This window comes from Saccharibacillus sacchari DSM 19268, from assembly GCF_000585395.1.
Taxonomy (GTDB): domain Bacteria; phylum Bacillota; class Bacilli; order Paenibacillales; family Paenibacillaceae; genus Saccharibacillus; species Saccharibacillus sacchari.
This window is the reverse complement of sequence record NZ_KK073875.1, coordinates 4122738-4145675: the sequence shown is the minus strand read 5'-3', so window position 1 is coordinate 4145675 and position 22938 is coordinate 4122738. Positions and strand designations below refer to the sequence as shown.

Here is a 22938-nt window from a genome sequence, read left to right as displayed (position 1 = left end):
CGGCTGATTTTATCCCGTGCTTTACGATGAATATTTCAGCGAAGTCAGGGGAATCCTTCAAATTTTAAAGAGCGAAATTTCTGTAGAATCAGCAGCGGATCAACTCTATACGTTGTTTGTAAACTATTTAGGAGACGATTTTTGCAAAGATAAAAGCGAATGTTCAGAACTTGCCCATATTCTAATCAAGCTTAAAATACATAACGATGACGGGTATTGAATTCGGTTAGGGGAACGCTACTAGTGAGCTCGTGATTGAAAAGGAGGCTTGGAGAAACTGAAGATCGAACTGACCGACAGAGCCGAAATCGAGAAATTATTTCTGACTCTAGCTTTAGGTATGCTTGATTCTTTGGAACACGGCGCAATGGACTTCGAACAAGCTTATCGTCTTTTTCTAAGACCCTACCTTTCGCAGTATCTTGAAAATCTAGGGAGTCGGGAAGCAATCGTAGAATTTTTCAGCGACCTGTGCATGTTGGAAGACGTTGCGCGATTGGTTCCGAATCATTTAAATGCCTCAATCGAATCAAGCAGGCAAGAAGCATTCAATTTGCTGAAAAGCATCGCGGCTGACGAACAAACCGAAAAGTTTTGGGTCAACAACTTTGACGAGCAGAGATCGAGGGAACATCCTTTTTTCGAAAAAGCGACTTTAATCATAAACGAATGGAACCCAGCCGAGATCTACCCGTTGCTTTACGAAGAGTATGACCGGGAAGTGTTCGAAGTTGTTCGCATCCTTGTCCATAACGAGTCGGTGCAAGAAATCGCGATTCAACTCTATGACTTGTTCAAGCGCCAGTTCGGAACCACGTTTGATAAAAGTCTGGCAGATTGCGAGCAGGTTGCCCATGATCTGGTACAGCTCAAAATAGCACGCTCTTCACTCATTAATTCTTCCGAAAAAGGAGCTACCCTCATGGACCTCAAAAAAATCAACTCTCTGACTAAATATCCAAGCATTCAAACTTACCACCAACTAGGCGAGCGCGGGCGGCTGAACGATGCGCTTACCGATTCGATCGGTTTTGACGAATCCAACCAAGCTTATATCTATGAAAAAGTCGACGGAGAAAACTCCAGAATCATCCTGCTTCGCACGCCTGACGATGAAATCGATTACCTGATTGGATCAAGAGAAGAGCTGCTCTATGCCAAAGGCGATCGGATCGGCAATCCCTACGGCAACATCGCCGATTTTCTAAAACCGCTGGCCGAACAACTGATCACCAGCGACTTTGCCGACGAAGATTGGGCGCTGGCGGTCATTTATCAAGAGTCTTACGGCGGCAAGACCAAAGCTTCCAAAAACTACTCGGATCGCAAAACGCAAAGCTATCGCTCATTCGACGCGTTTACCCTAAATCAAGAAGAATTTGATCGACTCTTAAGCCTGCCGCCGGAAAAAATAGCGGAGTGGCGCGAACACGGCAATCAGCCTTTTTACGTCGATGAACAAAAGCAATCCCTGTTCGAACGTTTGAACCTCCAAGCTGCGCCTTTGTTGCAAACCGTCGACGGTCCGCACTTTCCGATCTCGCTCGAAGAGACGTTTGCTTATTTGAAAAAGTTCGAGACGACACAGGTAGGCATCGAGTCCGCAGGCAAAGCCGAGGGCATCGTCGTCAGAACCGCAGATCGCAAGTTCATCCGAAAGATTCGGTTCGAAGACTATGAACGAACGTTCCGAAAATAAACAAAGCACTTCAGATTCTAAAAGAATCAAGAAGCAAACAGCGAAGGGAAAGTTCAGTTCAAAACGCCTTTGAACCCGGAAAGCCCCTTATTCAAATCCAATTCAACTTTCCGGGTGAGACAGCGTTTTTAACGAACTTTCCCGCAGCTCCCAAGCTTCTCCACACAAATCAAATTCTGAAACCCCGTCAAAAAACGTGAATCCCTTACCCCACCTAGCTTTCTCGCTCCTTTTTTCCGTCCGATACTCGCTAATCGCAAAAAACGTTACCTCCTCGAAACCTGACAATTGCCCAATATTCCCGCTTTCGATACATTAACGTTGCACCAACGAGGAAGCGCTTTCTTAAACTCCCATCCGTATTCCTTCCCAAACGGAAAGCGCGCCCCTCTCCCATGCGACGTGCCACATCTTCGGCCTCCGCCGCATCCTGTATCATCTGATCCTTACATCCACCCGGAGGTGAAGCAATGGGCAGCCTGGACATCCAAGCGCAAAAAAACAGCGAGAAGGCCGAGCGCATGAGAGCGAAAAGCGCTTTGGGCAGACGCAGAAGATGGAACATGAACAAACCGCTCCTCATCATGTTCCTGCCGATCGCGATCTTTTTCATTCTTTTCAAATACGTGCCCATGTTCGGTTTTATCATCGCGTTCAAGGACTACAACTTCGCGGACGGCATACTCGGCAGTCCGTGGGTCGGCTTCGACAACTACAAGTATTTGTTCCAGAATCCCGATACGCTCGGCATTATCCGCAACACGCTGGTGCTGAGCGCACTGACGGTATTCGTCGGTTTCCCGTTCCCCGTCATTCTGGCGATCCTGCTCAACGAAGTTCGCCGCTCTTGGTTCAAACGCTGGGCGCAGACGCTGCTCTATCTTCCGCACTTCCTCAACTGGGTCATCGTCGGCGGGCTGGTGCTGATGATGTTCTCGATCGAGACGGGCTTCGTCAACAATATGTTGGAACGCCTCACCGGCAGCACGTATCCGTTCCTGTTCAAAGAAGGGTCGTGGATCACCATTTTCGTCGCTTCGGGCATCTGGAAAGGGGCGGGCTGGTCGGCGATCATCTACCTGGCCGCGCTGACTTCGATCGATCCGAGCTTGTACGAGGCGGCGGGCATGGACGGAGCGGGTAAATGGAAGCAAATCCTCCATATTACGCTGCCCGGCCTGATGCCGACGATCATCCTAATGTTTATCCTCAATATCGGAAACGTGATGGACGTCGGATTCGATCAGGTGTACGTGCTGCAAAATCCGGTCGTCGTCAACGTGGCCGAGGTCATCAGCACGTGGAACTTCAAAGTCGGTCTCGGATCGGGACAATTCAGCTACGCGACGGCGATGGGATTGTTCGAATCGCTGATCGGGCTGACGCTGGTGCTACTCGTCAACGGCATTGCCAGACGTTCGGGACGCGGATTATGGTAAACGGCGGCTGCGTGACAAAAGGAGGAGAAGCACGGTGAAACCGACAAGCGGAGAAAAAGTCTTTTACGGCGTCAACTACTTCATTCTGGCCCTGGCCGCCCTGAGCTGCCTGCTGCCGATCATTCACATTTTGGCGTTGTCCCTCAGCGGTAACGAAGCGATCACGCTCGGCAAAGTCAGCTTGTGGCCGCAGGACTTCACATGGACCGCGTACAGCAAACTGATCGAAGACACGAATATCGTGGGCGCTTTTCAAAACAGCGTGATCATCACGCTCGTGGGTACGGGGCTGAACATGGTCTTCACGATCCTCGCGGCTTATCCGCTGTCCCGCAAGCATTTCTACGCAAGACGGTTCTTGACGCTGGCGATCGTGTTCACGATGCTGTTCACGGCGGGCCTGATCCCCAACTATCTGCTGGCGAAGTCGCTGGGACTGGTCGGCAACTACGGCGCGTTATGGCTGCCCGGACTCGTCAGCGTCTACAATCTGCTCGTCCTGCGCTCCTTTTTCGAAAATATCCCGGAGGAGTTGGAAGATGCGGCGCGGATCGACGGCAGCGGGGAATGGCGCATCATTTTGCAAATCGTGCTTCCGCTGTCGATTCCCGTCATCGCGACGATTGCCCTTTTTTACGGGGTGGCGCATTGGAACTCTTTCTTCAACGTTCTGATTTATATCAATGATCCCGAGCGCTTCAACTTATCGGTGCTCGTGCAAAATATGATTCAGAGTCAGTCGCTCATGTCGGAACTGGCGATGCTCGATCCGGACGCTTTCCGCAAGCTGGCGCCCGAGTCCATCCGTTCCGCCGGGATCATCGTCATGATTCTTCCTATGCTGATCGTGTATCCGTTTTTGCAAAAATATTTCGTCAAAGGCATGCTGATCGGTTCGGTTAAAGGATGATCACAAACAGAGAGGGGTAAGAGTATGGGCAAAAATAGCTGGAGCAAAAAGGTGACAGGCGGATTCGCGGCGGTTATGGCGTTGTCGATGGTATTGAGCGGCTGCGGAACGAACGAAAAGCAAAGCGCGGACAGCGGAGAGAGCGGAGACGGCGGCAAAAAAGAAGTCAGCGTCTCCATCTACGACCGCGGCCAAATTCCCAAAGAAGAAGGCACGTACTCGGACAACCGCTGGACCAAATGGATCAACGAAAACGGTCCGGTCAACGCCAAATTCGTGCCGATTCCCCGCAACGAGTCGCAGCAAAAATACAGCATGCTGTTCGCTTCCGGCGACGCGCCCGATCTTGTACTCGAATACGACACGGATTTCCTGAATTCGCTCTGGGCGCAAAAGCAGCTTCTCCCGTTGGACGATCTGGTCGCGAATAACAGTACCGAATACAAGGCGCTGCTGGAAAAGGTTCCGGCGCTCAAGACGCTCGGCACCAAGCCGGACGGGAAAATGTACCTGATCGGCATGGTTACCAAACCGGAAGTGCTCGGCGCGATGGTGATCCGTCAGGATTGGCTCGACAAGCTGGGACTTGAAGTTCCGCAAACGGTTGACGAACTGTATGCGGTAGCGGACGCCTTTGCCAATCAAGACCCGGACGGAAACGGGGTCAAAGACACGTACGGCATCAACTTGAGCCAATTCGCCACCTATTATATCGATGCCATGTTCCAAAACGAGATGTTCATCGTCGAAAACGATCAATTGGTACGCCAATTCGACCGGATCAAGCCCGCTTACGATTTCAAGAAAAAGCTGTTCGACAACGGCATCGTGGACAAAGACTTCTTATCGGACAAAAACGGGCAAAAAGCCGAGCAGGATTTCGCCAGCGGCAAGCTGGGCATCTACCTGGCTTACAGCACCGTCATCAGTAAAAACTTCGATACGCTGAAAAACACCGATCCGAACGCCAAAGTCACGGCGATGGCATTCCCGGAAAGCCAGTTCGGCCGTTTCGGTCCCGACTTCAACCCGGCTCTCCAGATGACGGGGGCGGTAAACGCCAACGCGAAAGATCCGGAAGCGGTCATGCAGTATATCGACTTCATGGTCACGCCGTCGACGGTCGAGACGTTCGCGAACGGCATCGAAGGCGAAAACTACACCAAAGAAGCGGACGGTACGATGAAGCCGATCGACGAAGCCAAAAACGAAACGCAGATGGGTTACACCAACGACTACCGCATGTTCATGCCGAAGTATATCCTGAACGACAACAAGATCGGCGGACGTCCGGCAGATTCGACCGACCCGATCGATCAGGAATGGATCGCGATCGCCCAAGAAATGGACAAGCTCTACCTCGACCCCGAGCATCCGCATCCCGGCTTCACGCATGCCAAGTTCCGTCCTTCGCTCGATAAAGCAATGACGACGACGTTCAACGACGGCTGGAACACGATGAACGATACCATGGCCAAAGCGATCGTCAGCGGAGATGCTTATACCGTCGATCAAGGCGTCGAAGACGTGAAAAAATCATGGTACGCGTCCGGCGGCCAAGCGCTCGAAGACTGGTACAAGCAGTGGTACCAAGACAACAAAGACTCCTGGATCTTCATGAAAGAACTGTACACGATGAAGTTCGAGTAAGAACGAACCGCGCGGCGATCATAGAACGAAAAAAACGGCTTCGGGCGGATCCTCGCTCCGAAGCCGCTTGCGGGAGGAGTACTATGTTGATTTATGACGAAGAGACGTTGGCCCGAAGCCGGCGTTTGATTCAATCCGATCCTGTCGTGGGCCGGGGTTGGGCGGATTTTGCGGAAAAGATGGAAAGCCGGGACGCGGCGTGGGTGCGGGAAGTGAGGCAGCGAATCGCTTCGCTGCGCGAACGCTGGTTGACTTACGGCGGAAGCAAGCTTTTCACGCTCGGCAACGAAGTGCGGATGCTGGCGAAGGAAGCGCAGAACCTGGCATTTTACGCGCGCATGACGGACAGCCGGAAAGCGGAAGCGCTGGCCGCGGGATTGATTACTTTGTTAAGCGAAGAAGACCGGTGGGTGTACCAGAGCGGCGGCGGGCGGCAGTCGGATTTGTGGACGGCGGATATCGGGCTTCGGCTGGCTTCGGCTTACGACGCGGTGCGTCATGCGTGCAGCGCGGAGGAGCGGCGGCAAATCGAGCAGATGCTGTACGAGAAAGCTTATCTGCCGCTGTACGAAGATTGGCTGCATCCGGTCAAAAAGATTCATGCGCTGGATACGATGGGTCATAATTGGTGGATTGTCTGCGTATCCGCGGCCGGTCTGCTGCTGCTAGCGCTCGACGGTCGTGTTCCTCACGCGGGCGAAGCGCTGCATACGATCACGGAAGGCATCCGCGAGTGGTTCGCCTATCCAGGAAACGTGCTGCAAAACAAACAGGCGAATTTCGGGGCGGACGGCGATTATGTCGAAACGATGGGGTATTTGGATTACGCGTTAGGCAACTTTCTGGTGTTCGAAGCCGCGTACCGGAGACGGACAGGCGATGCGAAGCTGGGCGAATCGGAGGTGCTGCGGCAGATTCCGGATGTGTATCTGGAAACGATTTATTGGAAACGGGCACAAAACGGCGATAAAGGCTCAGAGACGAACCCTGAATCGAAACCCTTATCGGAACCTGCCGAACGTCAATCGGAGCGCGGAAAAGGACAGGTCGGCACGTTTCATTTCGGCGACGAAGGGGATCGGACTTTGCATGCCTACGTCTGGCTCCGTCTGGCCGATATGCAGCGGCGGGGCGACATGCTCGGATTGTTCGCGGACATTAAAGGAGAACCGTCGGAAGCGGCCGAGTTCGCTTTTTATCCGGAACATCTGCCTGTTCAACCCCCCGTGTCGAGCGAAAAAGAAGGAATCGCCGTGCTGGGGCATTCGGGCTACGGCTTCGTGCGTTGGCAAAGCGGCGGGGAGCAGGTGGTGCTGGCCGTGAAGACCGGAGAAAGCTGGAATCATAATCATCTGGACGTCGGGACGTTCATCCTGACCGTCGGCGGACGGACTTTCGTTGACGATTCCGGGCACTGCGCGTATTCCAAGCCGCTGTATAACGCCTACTATCGGCAGTCTTCCGCGCACAACGTGGTTCTGTTCAACGGTCACGGTCAACCGCCCGCGCTGATCGAGGAAGGAACCAAATTCCCCGGATCCGTTCCCGATTGGCTGGACACTCCCGGCTATCGGTATCTATTGGCAGATTGCACAGGTCCTTACGCCGGGGCGTACCGGCGCTTTTACCGGCATTTCGTCTGCGTGGACGGCGCCATGATTCTGATCGACGATTTGCAAGCCCGGGAGAGCGGCACGTTCGAATGGCTGCTGCATATGCCTGCCGGGATGAAGATCGAACAAGGCCGGGCGGAGCCGTCGTTGTCCATGGAACGGGCGGAGATGAAGCTGCAAGTGCTGCATCCCTACCCCGAAACGAAAGAATATGTTTCGGAACAAGGATATCTGAACTCTTTTTCCCGAGGAACGGGGTTGGAGGATGTTTTTCCCGAAGCCGATTATGCCAAAATCCGTTCCGCGTCGGAAGACGGGCGGATCAAGTTCCTGAGCGTGTTTCTGCTGCCGGGTTCCGAAGAGGAAGAATGGACGGTCGAGCGATTGACGGGAACGGCAGGATCGGATGCGGAACCTTCCGAATCGTCCGATTCCGCAATCGGCGACGGCATGCAAGCGATCTCCCTAAAACGTGCGGACGGCGGCCGCATCGAGCTGATGCTCAACCGCCGCGCGGACGGTCGCGTCATGCACGATAATTCGCATGCGGGGTTCGGCGTTTGGGAGACGGATGCTTTCCTCACGGTCTTGTTTTACGAAAAGGACGGTTCGCTGGGGCGGATTGCCCTGCATAACGGCAGTTACCTCAAGCGGGAAGGGCGATGCTTGTTCAGCTCCCTGCTCAAAGGAAGCGCCGCGCTGGACTATCGGGAAGGAGTGCGGGCGGCGACGTCGCTATCCGCGGACGCCTGGTGTTATTTCGCGCTCGATCGAGACCCGAACGAGGAATGCGAAGCGGAAGGGCTGCGATTCGACTTTGATTCCGGCATGTGGAAGCGGAAAATGCAGGCCGGACGTTCCGAATTTCGTTTGGACGAAAAGAACGCACTTGATTCGTAACCACCATTCTGTTGTCGAACGGAGGCTTGCTTCATGTTCAAAACCGAAGAAAAACTGAAAGCCCGCCTGACGGAATTGGAATCGCTAAGATATCGAACGTTATCGAAGTTCGAAGAGCTGGAAATCTGCCCCGACCCCGATGGAGACATTGCCGCCTTACCGCCGGAAGCCGACAACGAAGGCTGGACGGCCGTGCCGCTGGGGCAGCATTGGGAAGGGCGGGACCGTTATTTGTGGCTGCGTCTGTCGTCGGTGCTTCCGACTGCGCCGCCCGGCTTCCGCCTTGTCGGCCGATTCGATTTCGGCACCACGCCGCACGGCAACAGCAGAGGATTCGAATCGCTGCTGTTCGTGAACGGTCAGCCGCGCCAGGGCGTCGATTCCAATCACCGCGAAGTTTTCCTGGACGATCTGGCAGACAGTGAAGTTCATCTGCATTTTCGCCTGTGGTCCGGTTTGGAAGGCGGAGGGCCGAAGACGCTGCAAGAGCATAGGTTGGGGCAGGCCGAGATCGCCCTGCTGCATGCGGCGTCGGACGATCTGTACTATACGGGACGCGCGATGCTGGAGACGGCGGATATCCTTGCCGATACGCGGGCGGAACGCGGCGATCTGCTGCTGGCGTTGGATCGCTCTTTCCGCCTGCTGGACTGGTCGAAGCCCGGCTCGGAATCTTTTTATGTATCCGTCGAAACGGCGCTTGCCGAACTTGAGCGCCGCTTGGGTAAGCTGCGCGCGGACTATCCACAATCGGCCGATCCGATCACCGTCAACTGCATCGGGCATACCCATATCGACGTGGCCTGGCTTTGGCGGCTTCGGCATACGCGGGAAAAAGCGGCCCGATCTTTTTCCACCGTATTGGAGCTGATGAAGCATTACCCGGATTACGTGTTCCTTCAGACCCAGCCGCAGCTGTATGAATACGTGAAGCAGGACTACCCGCGGCTGTACGAAGAGATTGCGAAAAAGGTGGCCGAAGGACGCTGGGAAGCCGGAGGCGCCATGTGGCTGGAAGCGGATTGCAACTTAAGCTCGGGCGAGTCGTTGGTCCGGCAAATTTTGCACGGAACGCGCTTTTTCCGGGATGAATTCGGGGTGGAGAACCGTTATTTATGGCTGCCCGACGTGTTCGGCTACAGCTGGGCGCTTCCCCAGATCCTGCGCAAATCCGGCATCACTTCGTTCATGACGACCAAGATCAGTTGGAGCCAGTATAATCGGATGCCGCACGACACCTTCGTTTGGCGGGGGATCGACGGTTCGGAAGTGCTGACCCATTTTATCACCACGCCGGAGATCGAGTTTCCGGAAGAGACCTACTATACGTACAACGGATATATCGTGCCGAAAACGGTGCAGGGAATCTGGGAGCAGTACAAAGATCGCGAGATGAACCGCGAGCTGCTGCTCTGCTACGGTTACGGGGACGGAGGCGGCGGGGTCAATCGGGACATGCTGGAAATGCGGCGCCGATTGGAACATATGCCGGGATTGCCGAGAACGGTGACGGGCAGGGCAGACGACTATTTCGATCGTTTGGAGCGCACGGCGGCGGAGACGGAAGGGTACGTGCATACGTGGGACGGCGAGCTTTATTTGGAAAATCACCGGGGGACGTATACGAGCCAGGCTTGGATCAAAAAAGCGAACCGGCGTCTGGAGCTGGCTCTTCGGCGTTCGGAACTGTTGAATGCGGCCGCGGGTCTGTTGGGCGGGCATGATGCGCCGGCAGGGCAGCAGCGGCTCGACCAGGCTTGGAAGATCGCGCTGCGCAATCAGTTTCACGATATCATCCCCGGCTCTTCGATCGGAGAAGTGTACGAGGATGCGCGTCTGGAATACGAAGAGGCGAATTCGCTGGTCGCGTCGGTCGATGAAGCGTCGGTTCAAGCACTGACCTCTACAGAAAAGCGATCAGAAGAAGATGAGCCTTATCACACGTATACCGTATTCAACGACTCTTCCTGGAGCAGCTCGGAACCTGTCGAAATCAGGGGTTGGGATACGCATGAACAACCGAGCGAGCAGGAAGAGCGCAGCATTATTGAAGTGGCTGGTTGTAGCTGGCGTACGGCGGATGGACGGCAGCTTGCTTTTCAACGGACTGAAAAGGGATGGTTGGTCGATACGGGGGATGTGGTTCCTCTCGGTTTCACTGAGCTGATATTTGATCCGGAGGGCGATCCGTCGGAAGCTTCGGAAAGTACGGATCGAATAGAACCGGCTCGCTCTATCGCTTCCGAACCCGAATTTATATGGCAAGAAAACAGGTTGGAAACGCCGTTTTACATTGTGGAATGGGATGAACAAGGGGGCCTGAGTCGTTTATATGACCGTGAGCATCGACGCGAAGTACTTGCATCCGGCGAGCGCGGAAACGTATTTCAGGTATTTGAAGACAAGCCGCTGCAATTCGACGCTTGGAACATCGATCTGTTTTACAAGGAAAAGATGCGGACCGTGGACACCCTTCGATTCATGCGGTTAAAAGAAAACGGTCCGCTGCGTGTTTCGATCGAGATGGAATGGGCGTATGGCGATTCGTTGATCACTCAGGAAATGCGCCTGTATACGGGCCATCGCCGCATCGATTTTTGTACGACGGTAGATTGGCAGGAACGCAGGCAGCTGTTGAAAGTTGCTTTTCCCGTCGCGATTCGGGCCACCGAAGCTTCTTACGATATCCAGTTCGGCAACGTGAAGCGTCCGACCCATTGGAATACGAGCTGGGATTACGCCCGGTTCGAGACGGTGGGGCATCAATGGGCGGATCTGTCGGAACGGGGGTACGGCGTCAGTCTGCTTAACGATTGCAAATACGGATACGACGTCAAAGACCATACGCTGCGGTTGAGCTTGATCAAGTCGGCGGAGTATCCGGACCCGGAAGCGGATCTGGGCGAACATGTCTTTACGTACTCGCTGTTCCCGCATGCCGGAGATTGGGCGGAAGGCGGTACGATACGGCAAGCCTGGAACTTGAACAGCCCGCCCGTCGCTTGGGAAGGAAGGTCAAGCCTGCATGGCCGCTCGCTGCTGCATGCGACAGGGCTGAACGGATCGGATTCGCGAGCGGCTATTGATGCTTTCAAAGCAGCCGAGGACGGAAACGGATGGATCGTGCGTTTGCATGAATGCGAGGGAAGAAGCGGCGAGGCGGAGATGTCGTCTTTTGCCGGACCACTGCGTTGGCAGGAAACGGATTTGTTGGAACGTCCGATCGGCGAAGAACAGTCCGGAGTTTGGCAGTTCACGCTCAAACCGTATGAGATTAAGACGTTTCGATTGAACTTTGGTGGAGGTGTATCCGATGAGTAAAAAGAACGCCGAGGAAGTGACTTTGAATCCGGTACAGTCAGAAAAGAGCATTGTGGACGAAGAGAGGCCCGCAGCGGAAATGGAGCAGAGTCGAACCCCGATTTTTGAGCGTGCCGCGGCTTTCGTGCTCAAACGTATCGACGCCGGTCTTGAAACGTTCGGGCCGTGCGCCTACCCGGCTCCTTCCAGCGTAGGCGGCGTTTACCCGGCCATCGCCAACTTCGAGTGGACGTCGGGCTTTTGGAGCGGGATGCTTTGGTTGGCTTACGAATTGACCGGGGACGTCAAATACCGCCAAGCCGCCGAGAGCCAGCTTCCGGATTACTGGGCGCGCTTGGACGGACGCATCGGTACGGATACGCATGATTTGGGCTTTTTGTACAGTTTGTCCGCGGTCAACGAATATCGGATCACCGGCAACCCGAAAGCCCGAGAAGCCGGACTGATCGCGGCGGAGCTGCTTTCTTCGCGCTATCTTCCCCAAGCGGGCATCATGCAGGCGTGGGGAAATCTCGACGATCCCGAAGAGCGCGGACGCATGATCATCGATTGCCTGATGAATCTGCCCCTGCTGTATTGGGCAAGCGAAGAAACCGGCGATCCGCGCTACGCGGATCAGGCGCGCAGCCATGTCCGGCAGTCGGCGCGTTATCTCGTGCGGCCGGATCGGACGACGTATCATACCTATTACATGAATGCTGAGACGGGAGAGCCGAAGTACGGCACGACGCATCAGGGATATGCGGACGATTCTTGCTGGGCGCGCGGGCAGGCGTGGGGAATTTACGGTTTCATGCTGAGCTATCTGCATACGCATGAAGCGGATCTGATGGAGCTGTCGAAGACGCTGGCCGATTATTTTGCCGAGCGTACCCCGCCTGACGGCGTCGTGTATTGGGATCTTGTGTTTCTGGCGGGAAACGAGCAGGAGAGGGATTCGTCCGCTTCGGCGGTTGCGGCTTGCGGACTCTTGGAGTTGGCAAGGCAGCTTCCGTCCGGCGAGGAGCGGCGGCAGGCGGAAAGGCAGGCGCTGGCGATCTTGACCGCGCTCGACGCGGAATATACGACGCGCGATCTGCCGGGGTCGAACGGGGTGTTGAAGCATAGTGTCTATAATAAGCCTCGCGGCATAGGGATTGATGAATGTACGATCTGGGGGGATTATTATTATTTCGAGGCGTTGGTGCGGGTGTTGAAGCCGAGGTGGAAGCCTTGAATCTGCGTGGATTCGTAGATTTCGGATTCGCGGTAGAGACGGCCTGACAAGCGAAAAGACTGCTCTGAAGCCGACAAACAGCTTCAAGAACAGTCTTTTTTAACGCTTATTCCGGTAATGGTACCTCGACGGTTCATTCGAGCGATCCATGACCGCGTCCGTATTTAAATCTTCTGCTCCCACAGCTTCGCTTGGTATTCCTTGACCTGCTGTTCCGAAGCTTCCGGCCATACGGTGCGGAAGTTATGCTTGTCCTGCGGAATGATTTCGACCATTTTGTCGATCATGTCCTGCGGGTCGAACTGCTGGGCCAGCATTTGTTCGCCTTTGAGCAGGTCGGAGCGTTTGGTGAAGTTCGTTTTTTCGTCGTACCATTTTTCTTTTTCCTCGAACATCATATCGTTGAAGCCGGTTTTGTAAGGTCCCGGATTGATCGTCGCGACCTGTACGCCGTAAGGTTCCAGCTCCTGCTGCAAAGCCTGCGCCAGCGCTTCGAGCGCGTGCTTGGAGGCACAGTAAGGACCGAGGAACGGGTTGACGCTAAGGCCGGCGATCGAGCTGGTGAACACGATCTTGCCTTTCTTTTGGGCAACGAATTTTCGTGCGGCAATTTGAGCCAATTCGATCGAACTGAAGAAATTCGTTTCGAACACTTGACGCACGTTATCTACGGGAACTTCGGCGAAAGGACCGGTATGGCCGATCGCGGCGTTGTTGACGAAAATATCGAAATCATGTTCTTCGACCTGCGCCCGGTCCAGCGGATTGTTGACGTCCAGCTTGAAGACTTCGATATCCAATCCTTCCGTCTTGGCGTATTCGCGAAACTCGGGTACCTGCGAGATCGTTTCCACGGTCGCGATCACGCGGTGCCCCGCACGGGCCAATCCGATCGCGGTTCCTTTGCCCAGCCCGCTACCGGCGCCCGTGATGAATATCGTTTTTTTGTTCGAGAAAATAGCCATGGTGTCGCCCTCCCAAGATGTGGTTGATAGAAAAAGTCCTTGTCCGTCATGCTTTTGTGGATTTACCCGGGAATGCGGCGCGGGAATCAAAATATTTGCCCGGGCGGCTGTTGGATTCGGACACCCGCAGCTGCCGTTTGCTTCAAAGCGCGTATTCGATCGGCTTGGAAAAAGCGCAAAAAACCCGTTTACAGAACTGATGTTCGGTGTATAATATTGAAATAAGAAAATAAAGGCACTGAACCGAGCTGTTTATTTTGACTTTGTCGGGAGGGAGAGATCATGCCGGGCAAAAGTCGGGTCATCATGTTGGTGGATATGGAAAGCTTTTATGCCGGGGTCGAAAAATCCAGACATCCGGAATACCGCGAACGTCCTCTTGCCGTGGTAGGAGAACCTTCCGTTCCTTCAAGCGCGGTACTGGCGGCTTGCGCTATTGCCAAAAGGCAGGGAGTTCGTACCGGAGAACGGTTAAGCTCCGCTTTGGCCAAGTGTCCGGATCTGGTCGCGATTCGTCCGCGCATGGGCGAATATATCGAAATTTCCGCGTTGATCGCCGGAATTCTCGAAGCCTATACCGATCTCGTGGAGCCTTATTCGATCGACGAAATGTTTATGGACGTCACGGGTTCTTTGCGCCTGCACGGCGGGAACCCGGAAGAATTGGCGCGGCTCGTTCAATCCCGCATCGCCGTCGAGACCGGCGTGCGGGCCAGATTCGGCATCGGCGCGAATAAAATTCAGGCTAAATTGGCATGCGATCTGGTCGCCAAACGGACAGAAAACGGAATTATCCGCATACATACGAAAAAAGACTGGGAAACCTTAATTTGGCCTGAGCCGATCCGGCATATGTGGGGCGTCGGTTCGCGCATGGAAAAGCATTTGCTCGCCCTGCGCATCCTTTCGATCGGGGAACTGGCGCGAACGCCGGTGACGAAATTGCAAAAACGCTGGGGAGTCAATGGAGAAGTATTGTGGCGCGTCGCGAACGGCATGGACGATTCTCCGGTATCGCCGTGGACGGAGCGCGAACAAAAGCAGATCGGCACGACGATCACGCTGCCCCGGCTTTACCGCGAAGCGGGAGAGATCGAGACGGTGCTGCTCGAATTATGTACTGAGATCGGGCGCAGGGCCAGGCGAATGAAGCGCGTGGGGGATTCGTTGTCGGTAGGAGCGGGCGGCGAAGGCGGATATCGGAGAAGCGAAGGGTTTCACCGGCGCGGAAAATTGTCCGACCCCAGCGATATCACGGCGGAATTGTATCGCGAAGCGCTCCGGCTGTTTCGGGACGGTTGGGACGGCATGCCGGTCAAAAGGCTTCATTTATCGTTGGGCGGGCTTTTGTCTTCCGATGTTTACCAACCCTCGCTATTCGAAGACCGGGAACGGCAAAGGCTTCTGGATCGGGCCATGGACGAAATCAAAGACCGTTTCGGCGAGACGGCGATCGTGCGCGGGCATTCTTTGACGAAGGCCGGACGGGCGCAGGACCGGGCGGACAAGATCGGAGGACATTACAAATGACGAAAAAACTCGAGGGTAACGGGATTTGGGAAGCCAGTCGCATGATTCTGCCGGAATACAGACAGCGCATCCTGCGCGCGTCGGCGGAAAGGGATCAAGGCAGGCGCGTTATTTTGCATCAGGACGAACTGGATCATATTGCCGAAGCGGTCAAACGGTCGCTCGTGCTTCATTCTTCCGTCAAGCTTCGGTTGCAGGGAAATTCCTCCGTCGAATGGGTGGAAGGCGTCGTGACCGATGCCAGTCCGATACAGGGAACGCTTCGATTGGAGAACGCGTCCGGCATTTGCCGAATCGCGTATTCGGATATTGCCGGTGCCGAATGGAAAGACGAATAAACCGCATAATTCGACGTTCCGTTCGCGAAAGGAGCCGTGCCGATGAGAGCGACGGAAGAAGATTTTGCCCTGATACGGGCGATGCTGGAATTGCCCTACCTGATTCGGGTGCTGGATGCGGACATAAAATTGATCGACGGATCCAAGCTGCGCACGCGTGCCGTTTTGCTCAGGCAACTCGATCGTCTGCGCGAAGAGGCGCGTTACGAGATGAGAGAGCTGCGTCAAAAGCTCCGTTCCCGCAATATCAAAATCGTGAAGCAGACCCGCATGGAGGACAAGCTGCATGCCGAATACGTTTGCCGCGGACATCATGACCGGATGGCGTTGATGTGGAGCCGCGTCAAATGCGACGTGGAAGAGATGATCGAAGCTCGTCTTGCCGCCGTAACGGCGTTATAATGAATGGATAAAAGTTGACGGGAGAGAGCGTATGACGGGAAGAGCGGGAAAAGCGGCAGAAGGCGTATTGGAGAACGCGGTTCGGCAGTACCTGCCGCAGTATGCAGGAACGCCCCAAGAAGGGGCCAAAGGCTGGAACAATACCACGCGTTTTGTCGATCATGATCACGAGCGTTATGTATTGCGGGTGTATGAAACGCATCAGGAACGGGAAAAAATCGAATTCGAGCATGCGGTTTTATTGGCCTTAAACGAAGCGGAATTGTCTTTTCGCACGCCTGTGCCGCTGCGCACGGCAAAGGGAGAGACGTTGGTCCGTTTGGAAGACGGCAGCGGACGGTTTGCTTGTTTGTTTGCTTATATCGAAGGCGTGCGTCCGCCAGACGAAGATCTTCGTCCGCTGCGCGCATTCGGGGAAACGGCAGGCGAGTTGTCCGCGTCGTTGGCTTTGATCGATCCCGGGCGACAGCCGGCTTACCGCCCTTATTACGAATTGGGCGAAGCGTATCCGCTTTGCAAGCTGGAACGGGTATCCGGCCTGGCTGCGAACCCGCCTTGCGAGTTGAAAAAAGCAGCTCCTTCCCTGGTTCGGATGGCGGAAGCTTATGCCGAGATTTCGCGCGAATTGGAACATCTGCGCAGCCTGCCGCATCAGCTCGTACACGGAGACCTCAACGCATCCAACCTGCTGGTTCGCGCGGACGAGCCGGAAATCGTCGAAGCGCTGCTGGATTTTGAATTCTGCACTTATGACGTCCGGGCGATGGATGCGGCGGTCATCTTGTCCGGGCTTCCCAAAGGCGAAGAACCGATCCGTCTGTTCGCCGAAGGATTTCGCAAAAGCGTCATGTTGAGCGCAAAAGAAATCGACACGATTCCGCTGCTTATGCGGTTGCGCAAAGTGGACGTTTTCCTGCATTTTCTCACTCGCTTTTGGGAAGGCGTAGACGGCTGGACCGTGTTGGAACAACAAGCGAATTCGTTATCCCGGGATTTGGAACGCATGAGAAGAAACGAACCGGAACTGAAGCTTTTGTTAACTGAAGTTTTAATCTAATTGAGAATGGAAAACCGGCGGCCGAAAGGCTTGGGAAGCCGGTTTTCCTTTGTTTAAGCCATCCTTTTATGTATACAAGGAAAATATTTTTTTTAAAATTCTGTTGATTATCATTCTCAATTAGGATATATTGTTCTCAGCAGCAATGACATTGAAGTTAAACATCCCATATATCCTGAAGGAGTGAATGCTATGGAAGCAAGCGTTTACCGTCAACATACAGCACCGTCGGAACTTTACGGACAGATTTTGGATTTCCTGCATCGGTACGAAAGCCATAGACAAACGGAGCCTTCCAGACTTCGCGCCATGATCGAAGACGAAGAGACAGGCAGCCGCGTAGGCAACCTGACGGTGGTGAACGCCATTCAGTGCATCGGTCGGCACGAGCCGATCAACGGAACGACCATCGCCGAGAAGATCGGTCTGTCGCGTGCCGGCGTGACCAAGATCGGAACGCGTCTGGTACGCGAAGGTCTGGTCAAGCGCGAGCGCATGCGTCACAATCGCAAAGAGATTTATTACCGCCTGACGCCTGCGGGCCGCGAAGTGTTCGATACGCATTGCGAACTGCACGAGCGCGAAGAAGAACGTTTCCGGACTTTCCTGGGCGGTTACAGCGGCGAGCAATTGGCTTTCGTCGGCGAATTTCTGCGCCATGCCGGAGCGGAATTCGAACGTCAACAGCTTTTTTCGGAAAAGGCGCGCTAAAATTTGGCAGTACCGCTTCATAAATACGGCCATCATTCCTGCCAATCTCATCGTCTTCATACATATCGCAGGACGCAGCATTGATTTTAGTTGTCGTTCGGGACTAACCATCCTGAGCGGCAGCTTTTTTGTTTTTTTGCAGCACCCAATAAATCGGCAGAAATTCGAAGTCGCAAAACAAGGGTTATAGAAGAAAGAGGTTTTTTTACAAAAGGAGGAGAAAACGTGAGCGAATTTGCAAGCGATGCCGGAAGCCGCAAACAGCCTCCGCGCGAGATTGGAAACAGTCGATTGCGAAGCTTGACGTCCGGCATTCTGTTCGGAGTCGGGTGTATCGCGTTTATCGATGAAGTCGTATTTCACCAGCTGCTGCATTGGCACCATTTTTACGATCTTTCCACGACGGGAGCGGGACTGGTGTCGGATGGCCTGCTGCATGCGTTCAGCTGGTTTGCTTCGGTCGCTTCCTTGTTCATGTTGGCTGATCTGCGCCGGAAGCGTGCATGGTTCCGTTCGCGTTGGATTGGCGGCGTGCTGCTGGGAGCCGGGGTCTTTCAACTATATGACGGAATCGTTCATCATAAGCTGATGCAGATTCATCAGATCCGGTACGGCGTGGATCTGACGGTATACGATTGGAGCTGGAATATAGCCGGCGCACTGCTGCTGATCGCGGGGATAATCATGACGATTCGGACGCGGCGGGAAAAAACGGAATCCGGCGAAGGAGCGTCGGCGCGTGAATAGAGCGAACGTTTTCGTTTATGCGCATGCCGGACATGGTCACGGGGCCGACGCGTCTGCGGTCGAGTCGGCGCATCACGCCGCGCACGGCGTCGCCGCTTTTGTTCCGCTCATGCTGTTGGCTCTGCCGCTGATGCTGCTCTATCTGGGTGCGGCGTTTTGGACCTCGCGCCGTTACAAGCGTTGGCCGGCTTACCGTTCGCTGCTGGCGTGCGTCGGCATACTCGCCTGCGCTTCGGCGGTCGCCGGTCCGCTCGCTCAAGCGTCGCACGGCAGTTTTACCGCCCATATGTTCGGACATCTGCTGCTCGGCATGCTGGGTCCGCTGTTGTTGGTTTATTCCGCGCCGATCACGCTGCTGCTTCGAAGCTTGCCGCGCCGCTCTGCCCGGATGCTGACGGGATTGCTGCGCAGCCGTCCGGCCGCCGTTTTGACGCATCCCGTTACCGCGGCGCTGTTGAACGTAGGCGGGCTGTGGCTGCTGTATACGACGGATTTATACGCGGCGATGCATACCTCCGCCATGCTGCATATGCTGGTTCATTTTCACGTTTTTGCCGCCGGTTATCTGTTTACCGCTTCGATCTTGCCCGTCGATCCTTCTCCTCACCGTACGGGAATGAAACTTCGGGCTTGCGTGATGATCGCGGCTTTTGCGGCGCATGGCATTTTGAGCAAATTCCTGTATGCGTCCCCGCCGCTTGGCACGGATATCGCAGATGCCCGAGTTGGCGCGCAGCTGATGTATTACGGCGGCGACGGCGTAGACTTGTTGTTAATCCTTTTGTTTTGCTATCGCGGGTATCGGGCAGCCGGGCGTCAGCATACGCCTTCGACACCGAATAGGCCGGATGAAGGAAATCGAATTCTTCGTTCGGAAAAGGGTAAAGAGGGTATACATAGTACGTAGAGCGAAAGGCTGTTCGATCGGCGTCAGAAACGAAAAGATTCGCGACGTCGTTTATTCTCGAAAAAGAGAGGAAGAGAACCTATGTCGAAATTTTTGCAAGATTTGCTGGAGCCTGCCAACGGATCGCTGCGTCCGCAGCCTCTCGATCCGCTAAAGATCGTCTCGGGACGCGTGGTCGCTTGCGATCCGCTGACTTCGACGCTGGAAGCGTTCGAATATGAGGTCAAGCCCGGCACTTACCCGGTATATGCTTGGCATAGCGAACAGAAAGGCACGATTGCCGGAGCGGAGCTGCGTTTTTCCGACAACAAACCGGTGCGCTGGGAGTTGGCGGTGCGTCCGGGACAGGATAAAAGCACGCTGAAAGAAGACGAGTTGTTCGGATATCCGGTTGATGCGGGCATCGGAAGTTTCGCCGACGAAGACGCGATCCGCGCTTTGGAAGCGTTGGACGGCCGGCTTCAGGAAGAACTCGGCGACGAATATATCAGTCTGTACGACGATTTGGTCGCGGACGTGCTGGAAGAGCATGACGGCGTATGGGGCAACCTGACTTCGGACGAAGAATCCGGATTGAACGTCATCATGTTCGCTTCGGGCTTCGGCGACGGTTTTTACGCTTCGTATTGGGGCATCGACGAGAACGACGAAGTCGTGTCGCTGCTGACCGATTTCCAAGTGGTCCGGGAAAGCGATGCCGTGAACAGTCCGTCGGAATAAAAGATGCGTATCGTGCGCCGGGAAGGCCTTGTGCCTTCCCGGCGTTTTTTCGTCTGCTCGGGCGCGCTTCATGGTACAATGCAAAAAAGCCGAAAAAGACGACCGGCCAAACAAGCTGCGGAGAACAAGGAGGGGTTCGACCATGAACAGAGCGGTACATAAAAAGGAATACGAATCTGCGGAAAGCGGAATTGCGGAAGAAATCTCGGGCATGTCCGAAAAGCGAAGCACGCTGGAAAGCGTAACCTCTTTGTTGGAGCGTGCGGGAATCGATTACGTCGTCGGCGGAAGCGGCATGCTGCTCGGACTGGGTTTAACGGATAACGTGCGCGATTGGGACTTGATGACCGATGCGCCGGAAGCCCAAGTGCGAAAGGCGCTTGCCGAAACGAAGCTGATCGAAGAAAGCGGTCCGAGCGAGCTGTACGGAAGCGGCTGCAAACTGCGAATCGAAGGAACGAATCCGGAAGTGGAGATTATTATCGGATTCGCGATCCGCGCCGATCGGAAAGAATGCCGGATGCCGGCTTTGACGGCGGGCGTTCGGAACGGGCTGCGGATCGCCAGTCCGGAAGTATGGCTGGCGGCGTATGCGCTTATGGGTCGGACCGAAAAAGCGAATCTGTTGGAGCATCATCTGGAGCAAAACGGAGCGGACCGTCGCGCGATCGTTCGAATTCTCGAAGAGCCGCTGCCCGCCGAATTGGCGGAGCGGCTGAAGCGTCTTCCGTTGATTCCCGAGCAAAAATAAAGACACGCCCTAGACCCGTGTGCATTTCGGCTAACGTAAACCCACTATTTAACCTGATACAGAGTACTAGCGGATCGCATATCCGTTAGAACACCCATTTTCGCGATCTGAAATCTTTAACGGATCGTATGACGCTTAAACCGGAAAAGTGACTGAAATCAGCACTAAAATCAGTCTTTTTCACCGCTAAGCGTCGCCTCTTTCCGTTAAAAATCTCAATTCCCCGATTCGGAGCGCTAAGCGTCATGTCGATCCGTTACGCGTCATTCGCTCCGGATTGCGATTGACCGATCGGATTGAACCAACGGATGCGGAGCGGATATTGATGGATGGACTACGCTGAACCTCAAATCCGATCCGGTCAAAGTACTATTATAATGTAGTAAACTGACATAGGGAGTTTTTTATCACATCGGATCAAGGAGGAAAAGAAGATGACAGAAGAAGCCAAACGCAGCATGGAGCCGTTCAAGTGGGTAGACCACGGTGAAGGCAAAGCCTCGGTGATTTTGACTGCCGGGCTCTATAAGGATGAAGTGTTTGCCGAGCGTGCGGACGAAGGGTTTGAAGGGAACGGTTACGATTGGGGTTCTCTCGCTTCCGTATTTCTGGAAGAGAAAATGCCGCATCTTGCCGACCGCGTCAAATTTGATCCGGAAGCCGATATGTTTGCTGCCTATTCGGACGATGTCGAAGCGTTGGAGCTGTTCATTTACGGATTCAAAGACGCTTGCGAGGATGACGCATTGATTCGCGATCTCTTTTCCCGGGCGGAATTGGATTAACAGACCTAAGTCCCGATCTTGCATGAAAAAAGCCCCAGTCAGCAATTCGTTCGAATGACGGGTATTCCCTCGCCAGGTCTATTGATAACATGGAAAAGCTTTGTTATTTATCGCTTTAGACGTTAAATTGTCGGAAAAGCGTTAAAAATAAGGCACTTTGGTTTAATAAGCCGAAGAGACATATTTATCAGAAACCAGGAGGGTACATAATGAAAAAACTTTGGACCGCCGTATTTTCGGCGATGTTGGTTGTAAGCATTACAGCCTGCGGAAACAACGACGAAACGGCAACTACGGAAACGCCGGCAGCGACGGATACAACTGCACCTGCGGAAACGACGACGGAAGCGCCGGCTGCGGAAGCAACTGAAACGCCTGCTGCGGAAGAACCGGCGGCTGAGGCCGAGGCATCGTCGATGTCGGCCGAAGAGCTGCTGAACAAAGCTCAAGAAGCGACCAAAGAACTGAAAAGTTACAACATGGTAGCGAATATCGATCAAAGCATGACGCTTAACGGCGAAGAAAATACGTCCAAAACGAACATGAATACCGATATCGTGCTTGATCCGGCGATCAGCGGCTACCAAGAAATCAAAACCGATGCGGCAGGTGCTTCGACCGATATCAAGCAGTACATTACGGCCGACGCGGTCTACATGGAAGTGGAAGGACAATGGAGAAAGCTTCCGGAAGAGCAGCGTTCGCAAATGATGGCCACGCTGGAAAGCGGATCGAACCTCGAAGCTTCGTTTGACCAATTCAAATCCGTGGCCAGCGACATGAAAGTGACCGAAGAAGGCGACGATTACGTGCTGACCGCTTCGTTGTCGGGCGACAAAATCAAATCCATGGCTTCGGACATGCTGGGAGGCGGCGACGAACAATCCGCGGCGGCTCTCGATCAAATGAACATCGAAGAAATGAACCTGACTTACGCGCTCAACAAAGAAACGTTCTATCCGACCAAATCGCTGATTGATATGACGATGTCGGCGGAAAGCGGAGAAGGCGATCAAGCCATGAGCATGTCGATGCATATGATCATGGACAGCACCATTTCGAAGCATAACGAGATCGAAGCAATTACCGTTCCTCAAGAAGTCGTAGACAGCGCACAATAAGCTGCTCATTTTAAGCCAACTGCACTCGTGCAGTTGGCTTTTTTGCGCCTGCAATGAAGAGCTGAATCGTTCCTTGCATCGCGACGGGAAGTCCGTTTTGACGATCTCTCTCGACTTTTGGCTTATGCGTCTTTGCTATAGTAAGTCATAGCCTCA

At 54.2% G+C, this 22938-nt stretch carries 19 protein-coding genes; 18 read left to right on the top strand and 1 reads right to left on the bottom strand.

What is annotated here, in order from left to right; translation table 11 throughout:
- Positions 1-268: 268 nt before the first annotated feature.
- From SACSAC_RS27760 to SACSAC_RS17885, 7 genes are all read left to right on the top strand, one after another.
- A complete protein-coding gene (locus SACSAC_RS27760) occupies positions 269-1699 on the top strand; it encodes a DUF3969 family protein (RefSeq protein WP_084778175.1) in 1431 nt (476 codons plus the stop codon).
- Between the two features lie 470 nt (positions 1700-2169).
- Positions 2170-3138 (top strand): ABC transporter permease, encoded by a 969-nt coding sequence (locus SACSAC_RS17910; RefSeq protein ID WP_037288918.1) that lies wholly within the window; start codon positions 2170-2172, stop codon positions 3136-3138.
- A gap of 34 nt (positions 3139-3172) precedes the next feature.
- Positions 3173-4048 (top strand): carbohydrate ABC transporter permease, encoded by an 876-nt coding sequence (locus SACSAC_RS17905; RefSeq protein WP_037288916.1) that lies wholly within the window; start codon positions 3173-3175, stop codon positions 4046-4048.
- A 24-nt stretch (positions 4049-4072) separates the two neighbouring features.
- Positions 4073-5698 carry an extracellular solute-binding protein gene (locus SACSAC_RS17900; protein ID WP_051507225.1) on the top strand — a complete coding sequence of 542 codons (1626 nt, stop codon included), beginning with the start codon at positions 4073-4075 and terminating at the stop codon, positions 5696-5698.
- Positions 5699-5781: 83 nt separating this feature from the next.
- Positions 5782-8211 carry a heparinase II/III domain-containing protein gene (locus SACSAC_RS17895; RefSeq protein ID WP_037288914.1) on the top strand — a complete coding sequence of 810 codons (2430 nt, stop codon included), beginning with the start codon at positions 5782-5784 and terminating at the stop codon, positions 8209-8211.
- A 33-nt stretch (positions 8212-8244) separates the two neighbouring features.
- Positions 8245-11532: an alpha-mannosidase gene (locus tag SACSAC_RS17890; RefSeq protein WP_037288911.1), complete on the top strand. Its 3288-nt coding sequence runs from the start codon at positions 8245-8247 to the stop codon at positions 11530-11532.
- Positions 11533-11611: 79 nt separating this feature from the next.
- Positions 11612-12748, top strand: a complete 1137-nt coding sequence (locus SACSAC_RS17885) for a glycoside hydrolase family 88 protein (protein WP_051507542.1) — start codon at positions 11612-11614, stop codon at positions 12746-12748.
- A gap of 164 nt (positions 12749-12912) precedes the next feature.
- Here the strand turns inward: SACSAC_RS17885 and SACSAC_RS17880 are convergent, their stop codons facing one another.
- Entirely contained in the window at positions 12913-13713 is an 801-nt protein-coding gene (locus SACSAC_RS17880) for an SDR family oxidoreductase (RefSeq protein WP_037288908.1), read from the bottom strand.
- A 282-nt stretch (positions 13714-13995) separates the two neighbouring features.
- Between SACSAC_RS17880 and SACSAC_RS17870 the strand changes: the two genes are divergently transcribed.
- The 11 genes from SACSAC_RS17870 to SACSAC_RS17820 all read left to right on the top strand — a co-directional run bounded on the left by SACSAC_RS17870 (position 13996) and on the right by SACSAC_RS17820 (position 22782).
- Entirely contained in the window at positions 13996-15243 is a 1248-nt protein-coding gene (locus SACSAC_RS17870) for a DNA polymerase IV (RefSeq protein ID WP_037288902.1), read from the top strand.
- The gene (locus SACSAC_RS27275) at positions 15240-15581 is read left to right on the top strand and encodes a YolD-like family protein (RefSeq protein WP_051507224.1); all 342 of its coding nucleotides are present in this window, start codon (positions 15240-15242) and stop codon (positions 15579-15581) included. Before SACSAC_RS17870 ends, SACSAC_RS27275 begins: the two co-directional genes overlap by 4 nt.
- A gap of 42 nt (positions 15582-15623) precedes the next feature.
- A complete protein-coding gene (locus SACSAC_RS17860) occupies positions 15624-15983 on the top strand; it encodes a YhjD family protein (RefSeq protein ID WP_037288899.1) in 360 nt (119 codons plus the stop codon).
- Between the two features lie 31 nt (positions 15984-16014).
- Positions 16015-17040, top strand: coding sequence for a phosphotransferase (locus tag SACSAC_RS17855; RefSeq protein ID WP_156951033.1), 1026 nt, complete (start codon positions 16015-16017; stop codon positions 17038-17040).
- A 192-nt stretch (positions 17041-17232) separates the two neighbouring features.
- Positions 17233-17751, top strand: coding sequence for a MarR family transcriptional regulator (locus SACSAC_RS17850; RefSeq protein WP_051507223.1), 519 nt, complete (start codon positions 17233-17235; stop codon positions 17749-17751).
- Between the two features lie 276 nt (positions 17752-18027).
- Positions 18028-18498 (top strand): DUF2243 domain-containing protein, encoded by a 471-nt coding sequence (locus SACSAC_RS17845; RefSeq protein ID WP_037293137.1) that lies wholly within the window; start codon positions 18028-18030, stop codon positions 18496-18498.
- Positions 18491-19405 carry a cytochrome c oxidase assembly protein gene (locus SACSAC_RS17840; protein WP_037288897.1) on the top strand — a complete coding sequence of 305 codons (915 nt, stop codon included), beginning with the start codon at positions 18491-18493 and terminating at the stop codon, positions 19403-19405. Before SACSAC_RS17845 ends, SACSAC_RS17840 begins: the two co-directional genes overlap by 8 nt.
- 81 nt (positions 19406-19486) lie before the next feature.
- Positions 19487-20125, top strand: coding sequence for a DUF4241 domain-containing protein (locus SACSAC_RS17835; protein WP_037288894.1), 639 nt, complete (start codon positions 19487-19489; stop codon positions 20123-20125).
- Between the two features lie 142 nt (positions 20126-20267).
- Positions 20268-20876, top strand: a complete 609-nt coding sequence (locus SACSAC_RS17830) for a hypothetical protein (RefSeq protein WP_037288892.1) — start codon at positions 20268-20270, stop codon at positions 20874-20876.
- 434 nt (positions 20877-21310) lie between these two features.
- Positions 21311-21661 carry an immunity 51 family protein gene (locus SACSAC_RS17825; RefSeq protein ID WP_037288890.1) on the top strand — a complete coding sequence of 117 codons (351 nt, stop codon included), beginning with the start codon at positions 21311-21313 and terminating at the stop codon, positions 21659-21661.
- A 209-nt stretch (positions 21662-21870) separates the two neighbouring features.
- Positions 21871-22782 carry a DUF6612 family protein gene (locus tag SACSAC_RS17820; RefSeq protein ID WP_037288889.1) on the top strand — a complete coding sequence of 304 codons (912 nt, stop codon included), beginning with the start codon at positions 21871-21873 and terminating at the stop codon, positions 22780-22782.
- Positions 22783-22938: the final 156 nt, after the last annotated feature.